We start from the raw sequence: 14232 nt of genomic DNA on the forward strand, positions 1-14232 counted from the left end.
GGCCGCAGCGATGTTGCCGCAGCGTCCGTATGCCCTGCCGGACACTCGATGTCATACCGAAAGATAAGGCTTTGCCGTGACATTTCAAGGCCGCATTCCTGGCGTAATCGCGCCGGCGCGGCATCGGGCCGCGGCCGCCCGCGCGCGTGGCCGCATGTGATCCTCGCGGTACGCGTGTGGCTACGCGGCGCGATCCGCGCGCTTGTCGGCCAGGTTGCGCACCAGGACCAGCGATTCACCGTGCACCACCACCCGGCCATCCGCGCCGGTAACCACGCTGGTCAGGTTGACCAGATCCTTGTCGGCCCGCAGCCGCACGATCCGCACGCGCGCCGTCAGCGGCTCATCCGGCCGCGCCGGCGCGGCCAGCCGCAGCGACTGCTTCATCCAGCCCGTGCCACGGCCGGGCAGCCGGGTGCCAAGCAGGTCCGAAAACATCCCGGCCAGCAATGGCAGCGGCACCACCGGCCCGGCGAAGCCCCGCGCGCGGGCGAAGCCCGCATCGGCGTGGAAAGGGTTGGCATCGCCGGTGAGCGCGATGTACTCGTCCAGGTCCGCCACCGTGAAGGCCCGCGCCGCAGCCGCCTGCTGGCCCGGACGCAGCCCGTACAGGGCGGTGTCGCCGTCATGCACGGCCGGGTCCGGTCCGGCCGGCTGGCTGGCCAGTGCGGCGGGACTCGCTTCCACCAGCCAGCGCGCCTCGCCGATGGCCGTCGCCCGCGGCCCCTGGCCGGGCCCGGCCGCACTGCTCACCGTGGTGGCATAGGCAGCCAGCCCTGCGGGCGCCGGCTGCGCAGACACGGCAAACTGCACCGCATCGCCAACGAACGCCGGCGCCGGGAACATCAGCGACTGCGCGACCGGCAATGCCGGCCCCGGCAGTTGCCGCGCGCTATGCGCGCACAGCAGCGAGAACAGGAACATGCCGTGCGCCACCGTGGCACCGAAATGCGTGCCACGGGCGAAGGCCGGATCGCAGTGGATCGGGTTATCGTCGCGCGACAGCGCGGCGAAGCGGTCGAAATCGCGCTGCGACAGCACGCGCGGCGAGTCATCCTGCATCAGTCGGGCACCTGTACGGTATTGGCGTTGACGGTGATGGCGTTGCCGGCCGCCGGAGCGGCGGCGAACGGCGGCACGTTGGACGGCAGCAGCGCCGGCGCCGGCGTGTTGAGGGTGCCGCCCCGCGGCGTGGTCCGCACCACTTGCGACGGCGGCAGCGCCTTGCCAGTGCTGAGGTTGTCGTAGACCGCGTCCAGGGCCCGGTTCAGGTACACGTGCAGCGGCACATAGCGGTTGCTGTAGCCGGGCACGAGGCCGATGAAGGCATCGAAATGCTGGGCGTTCTCGACCTCGACGTATGACAGCTTGCTGGTCACGCCTTCCTGCTGGCGGTTCAGCCCCAGGTAAGGGCGCGAGGTATGGTTGACCGGCAGCAGCCCGTCGCTGCGCCCGTGCACGATCACCGCCGGCTTGCCGCGCAGGTTGCCGTTGCGCAGCGTCAGCGCCTGGCCCGCCTGCAACGCGCGCGCGACCGCGTCCGAGCCGCTGAGCAGGCTGCGCAGGCAGTTGGCGCCGTCGTAGTTGACGTCGGCGCGCAGGGTCGAGGCCGATACCGACGGCAGGTTCAGGTACGGTCCATGCTGCGGATCGCGGTCATTGATCAGTTGCACCGGCGCCTGTGGCGGAATGCCGTTGCCAGTCGCATACATCGACGCCAGCGCGGCGGGGGCGATCGGCGCGGGTTTCAGGTCGGTCAGCGTGGCGGCAAAGCTGTAGCCGCACAGCCGGTCGGTCACGCTGGCCTGGGCATAGGCGTTGGCATAGGTGACCGCGATCGCTGCGGCCACGTCGAACGCGGCCAGCGACGGATGCAGGTCGTCCGATTCCGCTTCCCAGCCTGCCGCATGCAGCGCCTGCAGCGCGCTGGCGCTCTGCTCGTCCGTCGTCGCGCCGCTGACCAGCCCCTTTTCGGCCAGCGTCTGGCAACGCGCGGCAAAGAACGGCGCCATGTTGGGGTTGGTGTAGAACGGCGCCTGCGTCAGCGCGATGGCGCGTCCGGCGCAGTGCTGCAGCAGGTTAGCGGTGGTGGTGTAGTCGTACAGCGTACGGCCCGAGGCGGCTACCTGCGCGGCGCCGCGCCGCACCACGATGCCGGTATTGGGCGGCATGTTCAGGTTGGGCTCGGCCACCGCCACGCCGTCGATCAGCCCGCCGGCATCCTGCTCGGCCGCCGCCACGGCGGCGCCGCCGCCGTTGGACACGCTGGAGGCGATCACCAGCACCTTGTCCTGGTCCAGCGTGCGCTGGCGCGTGCCGTTAGCCGATACGGCGCCGAAGCGGTCATTGATGGCCCACAGCGCAAACTCCACCGCCTGCAGCGTGAACTTGCCCCAGTCCTTCTCCGGGTTGCGCTGCGAATGCGCGTGCTTGAACGCGAGCCGGTGCGGATTGGCGGCAGTGAAATCCGCCAGCGACGTGGCGCCGGCGGGCGCTGCAAAGTGCGCGTTCTTGCCGGCGGCCGCGAGCGTGGTGCGGGTGCCGTCTATCAGCGGCACCGTGTCGGTATCGAGGTCATGCGGCGCGGCGCCGGTGCCCTTGTCGGTATAGGCCACCGCGCAGCCGCGCTTCAGGCCCCACTCGCCGGTGCCGATGGCGCCATAGACCCCACGCGAGCCGGACGATGTCGCAGTGATCAGGCACGGTTTGGCGGTATTGAAGGTGGCCGGTATCTGCACCAGCATGGTCACGTTCTGCTGGCCAGAGCCGTCGTCCGAATACGCCACGTACTCCACGCCCGCGACCTTGCCCTCGGACGCCGTGACATTGCCCTGCGCATCGACGTTGGGTCCATAGAGCGAGCCATAGCCGCCGCCGGCGCTGGTGTCGACAATGGCGCGATAGTTGGTATAGATCGCATAGCGCCGCAGTTCGGCCGCGGTCGGCGCGGTGGGGTTGAGCGGCAGCGGTGCCGTGCTGCTGGCCAGGCCGTCTTTGCCGAGCCCGGCGGTGAGCAGGTCGTCGGTGGCGCCGTCATAGCTGTTGATGGCGACCGTGCCGATATAGGCGGGCTTGGTATTGGGGTTGCCGCCGTTGCCGTTGTTGTCGTCGCTCGATCCGCATGCGGCCAGCAGCGATGCGGTCGCCGCCAGTGCTGTGAGCCTGAGGCCGCGGTGCCACCGCGGCGAATGCTGCGTGGATTGCATGTCAACCTCCTTCTGTCGCCCCGTGCCGGGGCTGTCGAGACATACGTCAATGGAAGACTGCGGAGACTGCGGAAACTGCCACTGCGAACCTCGGGAACCCCGGCAAAACGTGCTGACCGCCGCGCGCCTCAGCCACCGTTGCCGGTGAAGGCGGCACGCAGCTTGTGCTTTTCCACCTTGCCGGACGGCGTGCGCGGCAGCGCTTCGAGAAATCGCACCTGGCGCGGCACCTTGTAGCCGGCAAGGTGTGCCTTGCAGTGTGCGACCACGGCATCGGCGTCCAGCACGGCCCCCGGCCGCAACACCACCAACGCCATGCCGACCTCGCCCCAGCGCGGGTCGGGCGTGCCGATCACCGCGGCCTCGGCCACCGCCGGCAACTGGAACAGCACGTTCTCGACCTCGGCCGGATAGACGTTTTCCCCGCCCGAGATAAACATGTCCTTGGCGCGGTCGACGATGTAGTAGTCGCCGTCTTCGTCGCAATAGGCGATGTCGCCGGAATGCAGCCAGCCGTCGCGCAGCGCCTGCGCGGTGGCCTCGGGCAGGTTCCAGTAGCCCGGCGTCACGCCCGGCCCCTTGATCAGCAGCTCGCCGCGCTCGCCGGGGCCCACGTCGGCGCCCAGCGGATCAACGATGCGGGTCAGCATCGACCCCACCGGCTTGCCGATGCTGCCGATCTTGCGGCGCGCCGTGTCCTCGTCGCAAAGGAAGACCGTGGGACCGGTCTCGGTCATGCCGAAGCCGAAGCGGATGGTCACGCCCTTGTCCAGGTAGGCTTGCAGCAATGGCCGCGGCACCGGCGAGCCGCCCGCCCCCATCGTGCGCACGCCGGACAAGTCAGCCTGTGCAAAGCGCGGGTGCTGGCTCAGGAACAGGTACACCGCCGGCACCGCGAAGAACATGGTGATGCCCTCGCCGCTGCTGCGATCAAGCCGGGCCAGCACGGCCTGCGGCTCGAACTGCCGCATGATGTGCACCGTGCCGCCGGCGTGCAGCACCGGATTGGCGTACAGGTTCAGGCCGCCGGTATGGAAGAACGGCAGCACGTTGAGAAATACGTCGTCGCGCGTGATCTGGTTGGCCAGCATCGCATTGACGGCGTTGAAGAACACCATGCCATAGGTCTGGATCACGCCCTTGGGCTTGCCAGTGGTGCCTGAGGTGTACAGCAGGTGCCAGATTTCGCTCTCGTCGCGGCACGGCATCTCGATGATGCGCCCCGATGCGGCATCCAGCACGGCCTCGTATTCGGTCCAGCCGCCGGGCACGTCGGCGGCTTCGTCATCGGCCAGGTGCAGCACCGCGCGCAACGGTATGGCGCGGGCCAGTTCCGCCGCCACGCCCAGGAAGCCGTCGCCGGCCACCAGCACTTCAGGCGTGCAGTCCTGCAGGATCGGCAGCAGTTCGGCCGCGGGCAGGCGCCAGTTCAGGCACACCATCACCATGCCGGCCTTGGCGCAGCCGTACAGCATCTCGAAATAGTCCGAACTGTTGTGCGCCAGCAACGCCACGCGCGTGCCCGGCGCCAGGCGCAGATGGTCGCGCAGGTATTCGGCAAAGCGGCTGGCATGTTCATCGACATGGCGATAGGTCACGTGGCGGCCGCTCTCCACGTCCACCAGCGCGACCTTGTCGGGGAAGTGCTGCGCGTTCCGGTGCAGCCAGTCGATGACGTACATGGGCCAGCCTCCGCTCAGCTCGCGATATCCTGCACGGGCCCGGTGCCGCGCAGCCGTCCCACCACGCCCTGTGGGAAATAATAGACGCTCAGCACAAAAAGCAGGCCCAGCCACAGCAGCCAGCGGTCCGGGTGCAGCAGCGACGACAGCAGCGGCAGCGCGGCGGTGCCGTCGCTGGCCAGCTTCATCAGGTCCTGCAGGTAGGTCTGCGCTACCAGGAACAGCACGGTGCCAATCACGGCGCCGTAGAGCGTGCCCATGCCGCCGATCACCACGATCAGCAGGATGTCGACCATGATCTCGAACGACAGCGAGGTGTCGGGTCCGTTGTAGCGCAGCCAGACCGCCATCAGCACGCCTGCCAGCGTGGCGAACATGGCCGACAGCACCGTCGACACCGTGCGGTACACCACGGTGCGGTAGCCGATGGCCTCGGCGCGGAAGTCGTTCTCGCGAATCGCCTGCAGCACCCGGCCGAACGGCGAGTTGACGATGCGCAGCAACGCCAGGAACAGCACCAGCGCGCCGGCGAACACCAGGTAGTAGCTGACCAGCTTGCCGCTCAGCGGCACGCCCAGCCATTCGGTGTCGCCCAGCGTGAAGCCGGGACGCAGCACCTCGGGCACCTTGAAGGTCAGGCCGTCCTCGCCGCCGGTCCATTCCGACAGCTGCGACACCAGCGTGGCAAAGGCGGTGGCCACTGCCAGCGTGATCATGGCAAAGAAGATCGCCCGCACCCGCAGCGAGAACAGCCCAATCAGGAAGGCCAGCAGCGCCGACACCGCCAGCGCGCCGGCGGTGCCTGCCAGCAACGCGCCCCATCCCGGCTCCATGCGCGACATGGCGATGGCCACGCCATAGCCGCCGATGCCGAAGAACATGGTGTGGGCAAACGAGACGATGCCGGTATAGCCCAGCAGCAGGTCATAGCTGGCCACCAGCACCACGAAGATGCAGATCTTGGCCGCCATGTTCAGCGCGCGCGCGCCGGGGAACGCAAACGGCGCGCACGCCAGTGCCACCAGGATCAGCAGCAGGATCGCCGCCAGTACGCGGCTGCGCGGCAGGTCGCCGGAGAGAAGTCGGATCATGGTCGTTGCCCTCAGCGCCGCGCCACCGGGAACAGCCCTTGCGGGCGCCACAGCAGGATCAGCATCATCAGCAGGATGTTGGAGAACAGCGCCACCTTGGGGAACAGGAAGCCGGTGTAGTTGGCCATCAGCCCCACCAGCAGCGCGCCGACGAAACAGCCCGTGGTCGAGCCCAGCCCGCCGATGATGATCACGATGAAGATCAGCACATTGACCTGCGCGCCGATCGCCGCCGTGATGTTCTGCTGGTACAGCCCCCACAGCACCCCGCCCAGCCCGGCCAGCGCCGCGCCCGCGACGAACACGCCGATAAACAGGCGCCGCACCCGGTATCCCAGCGCCTCGACCATCTCGCGGTTTTCCACGCCGGCGCGGATGAGCAGGCCGATGCGGGTGCGGTTGAGCAGCAGCAGCATGGCGATGAAAATCACCAGACCCAGCGCCATCGCGATCAGCCGGTATTTTTCGATCGCTGCGTCGCCGAGCAGGACCGCGCCGCGGAAGGTGGTGGGCACCTGCAGCGCGATGGTTTCCGGGGCCCAGATGGCCTTGATCAGCTGCTCGGCCACGATCATGCCGCCCATGGTGATCAGGATCTGCTTCAGGTGCTGGCCGTAGACCGGACGCACCACCACGCGCTCGAAGAAAAGCCCCACTGCGCCGGCCGCGACCATTGCTGCGGCAATCGCCAGGGCAAAGACGGACAGGTTCAGCGCCAGGCTGTCGGCCTCGACCCAGCCGGCCAGCGGCAGCAGCACCGACGCCGCGACATAGGCGCCCAGCGCGATGAAAGCGCCGTGGCCGAAGTTGAGCACGTCCATCAGGCCGAACACCAGCGTCAGGCCGGACGACACCACGAAGATGATCATGCCCATCGCCAGGCCGGCGATGGTCAGCGTCAGCCAGGTGGAGGGACTGCCGACCAGGGGGAAGGCAAGCAGCATCAGCAAAGGGGCGAGCGCCAGCGGGGTCCAGTCGAGGCGGACCTTGGGTAGCTCAGCCGCTGCGCCTGCCGGGGGTAAGGTTGTAGAGGTTGTCATGTGTCTCGTCCTGCGCGGATATTCTTCCGCGTGCGGTTCTTGCAATCACTGATTGCTGGCTCCCTCTCCCGCTTGCGGGAGAGGGGAGCAAACCATCGGTTCAGTATCACTGGTGCGCCGCCAGCGACAACCCCAGCAGCCGCTGCTGCAGCGCCTCATCCTGCGCCAGTGCCGCCATCGCGCCGGTATGCACGGTGCGCCCGTCGTCCATCACCGCAACCGTATCGCCCACCGACTTCGCCATATGGAAGTTCTGCTCCACCAGCAGGATCGACACCTCGGTCTGCTTCAGCTCCCGGAACACCTGGATCATGTTCTGGATGATCGCCGGCGCCAGGCCCTTGGTGGGCTCATCGACGATCAGCAGCTGGCGCGGCTCGATGATGGCGCGCGCCACTGACAGCATCTGCTTCTGCCCGCCTGACAATACGCCGGCGCGCTGGTGCCAGAAGGTCTTCAGTGCCGGAAACATGCGGAACACCCAGTCCAGCCGGCGTTCGTCGATGGCGCCGGTGCGCGCGGCCAGGCGCATGTTCTCGGCCACGGTCAGGTCGGAAAACACGCTCATGTTCTCCGGCACGTAGGCAATGCCGGCCTGCGCGATCGCCGGCGTGCTCTGGCGCGTGATATCGGCGCCGTTGAAGCTGACGGTGCCGGCGCTGGCCTGCCACAGGCCCATGATGGTGCGCAGCGTGGTGGTCTTGCCGGCGCCGTTGCGCCCCAGCAGCATGGTCACGCCGCCGCGCGGCACCGCGAAGCTCACGCCATGCAGGATGTGGTACGGGCCGATATGGGTCTGCACGCCCTGCAGGCGCAGGATCGGCTCCGCCGTGGTCATGTCAGCCATGGCGGCCCTCCTCTTCGGGCAGGCCCAGGTAAGCCTGCTGCACCACTGGCGACGCGATCACCTCGGCCGGGTCGCCATCGGCCACCAGCGTGCCGTTGTGCAGCACGATGATGCGGTCGGCCAGCGAACGCACCACGTCCATCTTGTGTTCGACCAGCAGCACGGTCTTGCTGCGGTCCTGGCGGATCTCGCGGATCAGGTCCAGGATCACCGGCACTTCGTCGACGCTCATGCCCGCGGTCGGCTCGTCGAACATGAACACGCGCGGCTGCAGCGCGAGCAGGATGCCGACCTCCAGCTTGCGCTGGTCGCCATGCGGCAGCGACGCCACCGTCAGGTGCCGCTTGCCGGCCAGCGCGACGCGCTCGAGGATGGCCATGGCCTGCGCCTGAAGATCGCGGTGGCGCGACCACATCGAGAACAGGTCGATGCCGCGCTGCTGTCGCGCCTGCACTGCCAGCCGCACGTTCTCCAGCACCGACAGCTGCGGGAACAGGCTGGTCAGCTGGAACGCGCGGCCGATGCCGCGCTGGGTCTTCTGCGACACCGGCAGCGGTGTCACGTCCTCGCCATCGAGCAGGATCTGCCCGGCGGTGGGCGGCAGCTGCCCCGAGATCAGATTGAAATACGTAGTCTTGCCGGCGCCGTTGGGCCCGACGATGCAGGTCAGCTCGCCCGGGCGGAACGCGCACGACACCGCGTTGACAGCCACGTGGCCGCCAAAGCGGATGGTGAGCCCGCGGGTTTCCAGCAGCGGCCGCGCAGCGCTGGCGGCCGCGCCCGCGGGCTGGCCCAGCGGCTGCGCCGGCGCCGGCGCAGCCCTGGCGAAGGAGGCTGGCGTGTCCATCAGCGGTGGTTGCGCACGGGCACGTTCATTTCCTCGGGCTTGATCTCGCGCACCAGCTCGGGCACGCCCCAGGCGAAGGCGGGGTCCACCTTGATCTTGAAGTGGTACATCGACTGCATTGCCTGGTGGTCTTCCTTGCGGAAGGTCATCTTGCCCTTGGGCGTGTCGAACGACATGCCTTCCATCGCCGCGATCAACTTGTCGGTGCCGGTTTCGCCATGGGTTTTCTTCAGGGCCTCTACCAGCGCGATGCCCGCGCTCATGCCGCCGGCGGTGAAGAAGTCGGGCGGCGCCTTGAACTTGCTGTAGTGGTTGGACACCAGCCACTCGTTGGCCTTGTTCTTGGGGATGCCGAAGTAGTAATACGTGGCCCCTTCCATGCCCGGGAAATTCTTGTAGCTGGCCATCGCCGGCAGGATGTTGCCGCCGGTGGCAATCTCGATGCCGTAGCGCTTGGGATCGAGATCGGCAATCTTGAACGGATTGCCGGCGCCCGCCCAGATGATGAAGATGACCTTGCGGCCCGGCTTGTCCTTGAGCGCATCGAACAGCCGCTGCGCACCGGCGGTGAAGTCCGTGGTGCTGGTCGGCAGGTATTCCTCATGCACGATCTTTGCGTGCTTCAGCGCGCCCTTGAACGCCTTGACGCCGTCGCGGCCGAAGGCATAGTCCTGCGCCAGGGTGGCGATGGTCACGCCCGGCTTGTCCAGCGCCACCGCGTTGGAGATCGCGTCCTGCGATGAATTGCGCCCGGTGCGGAAGATATAGCGGTTCCACTTGTCGCCGGTGATCGAGTCGGCCACGGCGGGCTCGACCAGCAGCACCTTCTTGTATTCCTCGGCCACCGGCAGCATCGCCAGCGCCGTGCCGGACGAGGTCGGGCCCACGGCAATGTCGGCGAGGTCATCGCTGTAGGCCGCTGCCAGCTGCGCCTTGGCCACGTCGGGCTTGCCCTGGGTGTCTTTCTCGAGCACCACCAGCTTGTTGCCGTTGACGGTCATGGTGCCGTTGGTGGCGTATTCCAGGCCCATCATCAGGCCGGTCTGGGTCTGCTTGGCATAGGCCTCGAGCGCGCCGGTCTTGTCATAGACGTGCGCGATGCGAATGTCCTTGGCCAGCGCGGCGCCGGGCCCGAGCAGCGCGGCGGCCATGACCAGCGTGCGTACGGCGTGGGGGTTGCGATGCATTGCGGTCTCCTGTGTTCGGTTTCGTTTGTTGTTTGTAAGGCTGAAACCTGCTGCAACAGCGTGGCATGCCGGTTGCCGGCGCATGCGGGCCGGTACTGCACGCGCGCGTCTAGCGCGGCTGCAGGCCGTGCGCGATCAGGTCGAAGGCGGTGTCGACCACCTTCTCCATCGACGGCGGGCGCTTCCAGCGCGCATAGCGCATGCCCAGGAAATTGCTGATGCCGATCAGGCACCAGGCGCGCACCTCGGCATCGCCGGGCACGATCTCGCCCTGCTCTTCTGCGCGGGTCAGGCGCCGGCTGTAGAGCTCGGCGAACACCTGGAAATAGCTGCTGTAGATGGATTCGTCCACCGAGTACGAATCCAGCACGATCCGGTACAGGTTCTTGTGGCGCGAAACGAAAGAGAGAAACGCCTTCAGGCCCAGGCGCTCGGCCTCCATCTGGGTTTCCGCGGCGCCCACGTGCTTGCGCAGGTGCGCACGCACCAGGTCGAGCATGTGCGCGACCAGCGCGCGGAAGATGTCTTCCTTGTCCTTGAAGTACAGGTAGAAGGTGCCCATCGCCACCTTGGCTTCCTGCGTGATCTCGGAGATCGACGCGGCGTAGTAGCCCTTTTCGCCGAACACCTTCTCGGCGGCGCGCAGCAGTGCCTCGCGTGTCTTCTGCCCACGCGCGGTCTTGGGCGAGCCCATGCCGCCGGCCGGGCCGGTGGCGTCGTCGGCTACGCCGGTGTCGCCAGTCTGGGTGGTGGACATCTTGTCTCCGGTGGCGCTGCGCGCCTTGTCATGGAAATGCCAACCGCTGCCGGTAGCTCGGGCGGACAGCACGCGCCGCTGCGGCGCTGCGCCCCCGGCCCGGCAATCAGGCAAAACCTGATATCTGATTCATGTTTCATCGTATAAATTGAGTCCGGTGGATGTCAATAGAGGGGCACCCTCACCCGGGCGCGTCCTTGGCATTTTTTCTCTACCCTCCTGCCAGCCGAGACCCGCCGTTGGACGCTTCCGATCCGGTACTTGCCAGCCCCGCCGCGCCCCCCTTTACGGTCCATGCGGCGCGCGGCGCCCTGCCAGGCTGGCGCGAAACCGGCCAGGGGCGGCCCTTGCTGTTGCTGCATGGCTGGTCGGTCAACGGCGAGGCCTTTGACCGGCAGCGCGCGCTGGCGCCGGCCGGGTTCCGCGTGATCGCCCCGGATCATGCCGGGCACGGCCTGTCGCGGCAGCGCGCGAGCGCCACCATCGCGGCGCTCGCACAGGACGTGGCCGCGCTGGTCCGGCACCTCGGGGTGGCTGACGTGGTGGTGGCGGGCTGGTCGATGGGGGCGATGGTGGCCTGGGCCCTACTGCGCGACCAGCCGCAACTGCCGCTGGCGGCGGTGGGCAGCATCGACATGACGCCTCGGCTGGTTACTGGCCCGGACTGGCCGCATGGGCTGCACGGCCATTACGACATGGCCCAGGCCCGGCAGATGGCGGACCGCGTCCGCGCTGACTGGCCCCGGCTGGCGCCCTCGGTGGCATCAGGCTTGTGGGCAGCGGGCCGGCGCCCGGAGCCGGCAGCGACACAGCGCATTGCGCACATGGCGCAGCAGTGCGATGCGGCGGCGCTGGCCGGCTTGTGGGAAGACATGGCGCGACAGGATTTCCGCGAGACGCTGCGCGCGGCACGGCTGCCGCTTTTCCATCTGTATGGGGAGGCCAGCCGGCTGTATGCGCCGCAGGTGGGCGTCGCCACGCAGGCCTTGCAGCCCGCGGCCGGATTCAGCGTAGTGGCCGCAGCCGGGCATAGCCCGCACCTGGAGCAGGCAGAAGCGTTCAATGCCGCGCTGCTCGCCCTGATCCGGCAGGCAGATCAGGCCAGCATGCGATAGGTCCAGAGCCCCAGCGCGGTCAGCAGCAAGGACCCGCCCAGGTGCAGCAACAAGTGCATGGCCGCCCAGCCGTAGTCACCGGCCAGCAGGTTGGCCACGACCTCGCTCGAGAACGTCGAGAACGTGGTCAGCCCACCCAGGAACCCGGTGATGGCCAGCAGGCGCCATGCCGGCGGCAGGCCGGCATGCGTGTCGAAGAAGCCGACCGCCAGTCCGATCAGGTAGCCGCCCAGCAGGTTGGCGGCCAGCGTGCCGTAGGGCAAGGCGGGATTGATCGCATTCCACAGCACCGCCAGACCCCAGCGCAGCCATGCCCCCGCCGCGGCGCCGACACCGACGGCGACAAACCCCATCGCCCCCATCAGGGCTGGCCCTCGCCGCCCTCGCCGCCCTCACCGCTGGCGTTGATCGACGCGATGCCCCAGCGCTTCAGCGCGTCTTCATCGGTCACGCGCGCATCGACCCAGCGCGCGCCCTCCGGCGTTTCTTCCTTCTTCCAGAACGGCGCTTCGGACTTGAGGTAGTCCATGATGAATTCGCAAGCCGCGAACGCATTGCCGCGATGCTTCGATGCGACCGCGACCAGCACGATCTGGTCCAGCGGCAGCAGCGGGCCGACGCGATGGATGACGGTAACGCCCAGCAGTTCCCAGCGCGCGCACGCCGCGGCTTCGATCTGCGCCAGCGCCTTTTCGGTCATGCCCGGGTAGTGTTCCAGCTCCATCGCGCTGACGGCGCTGCCCTCGCTGACATCGCGCACGGTGCCGATAAAGCTGGCCACGGCGCCGACTTGCGGATTGCCGGCGCGCAGTGCCGCAACCTCGGCGCCCAGGTCGAAATCCTCGCGCTGCACCCTGACGCTCATCTCAGCCTCCGGTAACGGGCGGGAAGAAGGCCACCTCGCAGCCATCGGCGATCGCCGTATCGGGGCGCGCCACCGCGTGGTCGACGGCCATGCGCAGCGCGCGGCCTTCGGCCAGGGTCTCGGCCCACGCGCCGCCGCGCTGGCGCAGCCACTGGCGCAGTTCGCCCACGGTGCGCACCTCGGCCGGCACCTCGGCGCGCTCCTCGGCCACGCCGAGTTGTTCGCGCACGCTGGCGAAGAATCGTAGTTCGATGGTCATGACGCTGCCTCTGTCCTTGCTGGTGATGCGGGCCGGCTAGGCAAGCAGGCCGTCAAACGGAATGAATTGCACGATGTCGCCGGGCGCGATGGCCTGGTTGGGCGGGTTGTCGATCAGGCCGTCTCCCCATACCGTGGAAGTGAGCACGCCCGAGCTCTGGTTGGGGAACAGGTCCAGCCCACCATTGTCGTTAATGCGCGCACGCAGGAACTCGTTGCGGCGGTCGCCCTTTTTCAGCGCGAAATCCGCGCGCAACGGCAGGCAGCGCGGCGCCACGTCGGCCACGCCTTGCAGGCGCAGGATGAAGGGACGCACGAACAGCAGGAAGGTGACGAAGCTGGACACCGGGTTGCCCGGCAGGCCCAGGAAAAACGCCGGCTCGCTGCCGCTGCCAACCTGCCCGAACGCCAGCGGCTTGCCCGGCTTGATCGCGATCTGCCACAGGTCGAGGCGGCCCTCGGCTTCGACCGCGGGCTTGATATGGTCTTCCTCGCCGACCGACACGCCACCCGAGGTAATGATCAGGTCATGCCCCTGCGCCGCGCGGCGCAGCGTTTCGCGCGTTGCGGCCAGCGTATCGGGCACGATGCCGAAGTCGGTGACCTCGCAGCCCAGGTTTTCCAGCAGGCCGCGCAGCGTGAAGCGGTTGGAGTTATAGATGGCACCCGGCTTGAGCGGTTCGCCCGGCATGGCCAGTTCGTCGCCGGTGAAAAACACCGCGACGCGCACGCGGCGCACCACCTCCAGCTTCGCCTGGCCCACCGACGCGGCCAGGCCCAGCGCCTGCGGCGTCAGCCGCGTGCCAGCCGGCAGGATCACGCTGCCGGCCTCGATGTCCTCGCCGGCGCGCCGCACCCATTCGCCGGATTGCGGCGCGTGGTTGACGATCACGTCCTCGCCCTCGGCCGTGCATTGCTCCTGCATCACCACGGCGTCGGCCCCGGGCGGGATCAGGCCGCCGGTGAAGATGCGCGCGGCGGTGCCGGGTTCCAGCGCCGTGCCGACATGGCCGGCGGGAATCCGTTGCGACACGCGCAGCCGCGTGCCCACGGCCGGCACATCGGCGGCGCGCAGGGCGTAGCCGTCCATCGAGGTATTGTCGGCCGGCGGCACGCGCAGCGTGCTCGCCACCGGCGCGGCCAGCACTCGGCCATTGGCTTCAAGCGTGTCGATGGACTCGGCCTGCGCCAGCGGACGGGCGGCGCCAAGCAGCGCGTCGAGCGCCTGGGCCATGGTCAGCATCGGGGGGCGGGAAGGTGCTGCGGCTTGGGTCATGGTGCGATGTGGGAAAGAGTTGGCCCACGAAAAACGGCCCGCGCATTGCCCGCACCCGCTG

14 protein-coding genes are annotated in these 14232 nt (G+C 68.3%); 1 reads left to right on the plus strand and 13 read right to left on the minus strand.

Translation table 11 applies throughout. The annotated features are described in order from the left end of the window. Nucleotides 1–180 precede the first annotated feature (180 nt). The 9 genes from ACOCMH_RS26115 to ACOCMH_RS26155 form a co-directional block, all read right to left on the minus strand. Nucleotides 181–1062: a MaoC/PaaZ C-terminal domain-containing protein gene (locus tag ACOCMH_RS26115; protein WP_427309965.1), complete on the minus strand. Its 882-nt coding sequence runs from the start codon at nt 1060–1062 to the stop codon at nt 181–183. After that, complete coding sequence (locus tag ACOCMH_RS26120; protein ID WP_427309967.1) at nt 1062–3206, minus strand: D-(-)-3-hydroxybutyrate oligomer hydrolase; 2145 nt, start codon at nt 3204–3206, stop codon at nt 1062–1064. The genes ACOCMH_RS26115 and ACOCMH_RS26120 overlap by 1 nt, the downstream gene beginning before the upstream one ends. A 128-nt stretch (nt 3207–3334) precedes the next feature. Beyond that, nucleotides 3335–4888 carry an acyl-CoA synthetase gene (locus tag ACOCMH_RS26125; RefSeq protein ID WP_427309969.1) on the minus strand — a complete coding sequence of 518 codons (1554 nt, stop codon included), beginning with the start codon at nt 4886–4888 and terminating at the stop codon, nt 3335–3337. Between the two features lie 14 nt (nt 4889–4902). Next, entirely contained in the window at nt 4903–5979 is a 1077-nt protein-coding gene (locus ACOCMH_RS26130) for a branched-chain amino acid ABC transporter permease (protein ID WP_427309971.1), read from the minus strand. A gap of 11 nt (nt 5980–5990) precedes the next feature. Continuing rightward, the gene (locus ACOCMH_RS26135) at nt 5991–7019 is read right to left on the minus strand and encodes a branched-chain amino acid ABC transporter permease (RefSeq protein WP_427309973.1); all 1029 of its coding nucleotides are present in this window, start codon (nt 7017–7019) and stop codon (nt 5991–5993) included. A gap of 106 nt (nt 7020–7125) precedes the next feature. Next, nucleotides 7126–7866: an ABC transporter ATP-binding protein gene (locus ACOCMH_RS26140; protein WP_427309975.1), complete on the minus strand. Its 741-nt coding sequence runs from the start codon at nt 7864–7866 to the stop codon at nt 7126–7128. After that, complete coding sequence (locus tag ACOCMH_RS26145) at nt 7859–8620, minus strand: ABC transporter ATP-binding protein (protein WP_427313371.1); 762 nt, start codon at nt 8618–8620, stop codon at nt 7859–7861. Before ACOCMH_RS26145 ends, ACOCMH_RS26140 begins: the two co-directional genes overlap by 8 nt. Before the next feature lie 92 nt (nt 8621–8712). After that, on the minus strand, nt 8713–9900 hold the full coding sequence (locus ACOCMH_RS26150) for a substrate-binding domain-containing protein (protein WP_427309977.1): 1188 nt from the start codon (nt 9898–9900) through the stop codon (nt 8713–8715). 109 nt (nt 9901–10009) lie between these two features. After that, nucleotides 10010–10657 carry a TetR/AcrR family transcriptional regulator gene (locus tag ACOCMH_RS26155; RefSeq protein ID WP_427309979.1) on the minus strand — a complete coding sequence of 216 codons (648 nt, stop codon included), beginning with the start codon at nt 10655–10657 and terminating at the stop codon, nt 10010–10012. A gap of 239 nt (nt 10658–10896) precedes the next feature. Between ACOCMH_RS26155 and ACOCMH_RS26160 the strand changes: the two genes are divergently transcribed. Continuing rightward, nucleotides 10897–11772, plus strand: coding sequence for an alpha/beta fold hydrolase (locus ACOCMH_RS26160; RefSeq protein WP_427309981.1), 876 nt, complete (start codon nt 10897–10899; stop codon nt 11770–11772). On the opposite strand, the gene crcB is transcribed toward ACOCMH_RS26160, so the two are convergent. Genes crcB through ACOCMH_RS26180 form a run of 4 tightly spaced genes read right to left on the minus strand, consistent with a single transcriptional unit; the run spans nt 11754 to nt 14171 of the window. Further along, the gene (gene crcB, locus ACOCMH_RS26165) at nt 11754–12134 is read right to left on the minus strand and encodes a fluoride efflux transporter CrcB (RefSeq protein ID WP_427309983.1); all 381 of its coding nucleotides are present in this window, start codon (nt 12132–12134) and stop codon (nt 11754–11756) included. The two genes, ACOCMH_RS26160 and crcB, sit on opposite strands and share 19 nt — an antisense overlap. Beyond that, nucleotides 12134–12637, minus strand: coding sequence for a molybdopterin synthase catalytic subunit MoaE (moaE, locus tag ACOCMH_RS26170; RefSeq protein ID WP_427309985.1), 504 nt, complete (start codon nt 12635–12637; stop codon nt 12134–12136). The genes crcB and moaE overlap by 1 nt, the downstream gene beginning before the upstream one ends. A gap of 1 nt (nt 12638) precedes the next feature. After that, the gene (moaD, locus tag ACOCMH_RS26175; RefSeq protein ID WP_171516870.1) at nt 12639–12896 is read right to left on the minus strand and encodes a molybdopterin converting factor subunit 1; all 258 of its coding nucleotides are present in this window, start codon (nt 12894–12896) and stop codon (nt 12639–12641) included. 36 nt (nt 12897–12932) lie between these two features. Beyond that, nucleotides 12933–14171 (minus strand): molybdopterin molybdotransferase MoeA, encoded by a 1239-nt coding sequence (locus ACOCMH_RS26180; protein ID WP_427309987.1) that lies wholly within the window; start codon nt 14169–14171, stop codon nt 12933–12935. Nucleotides 14172–14232: the final 61 nt, after the last annotated feature.

The sequence above is a fragment of the Cupriavidus sp. H39 genome (assembly GCF_050271075.1).
GTDB classification, from domain to species: Bacteria; Pseudomonadota; Gammaproteobacteria; order Burkholderiales; family Burkholderiaceae; genus Cupriavidus; species Cupriavidus necator_B.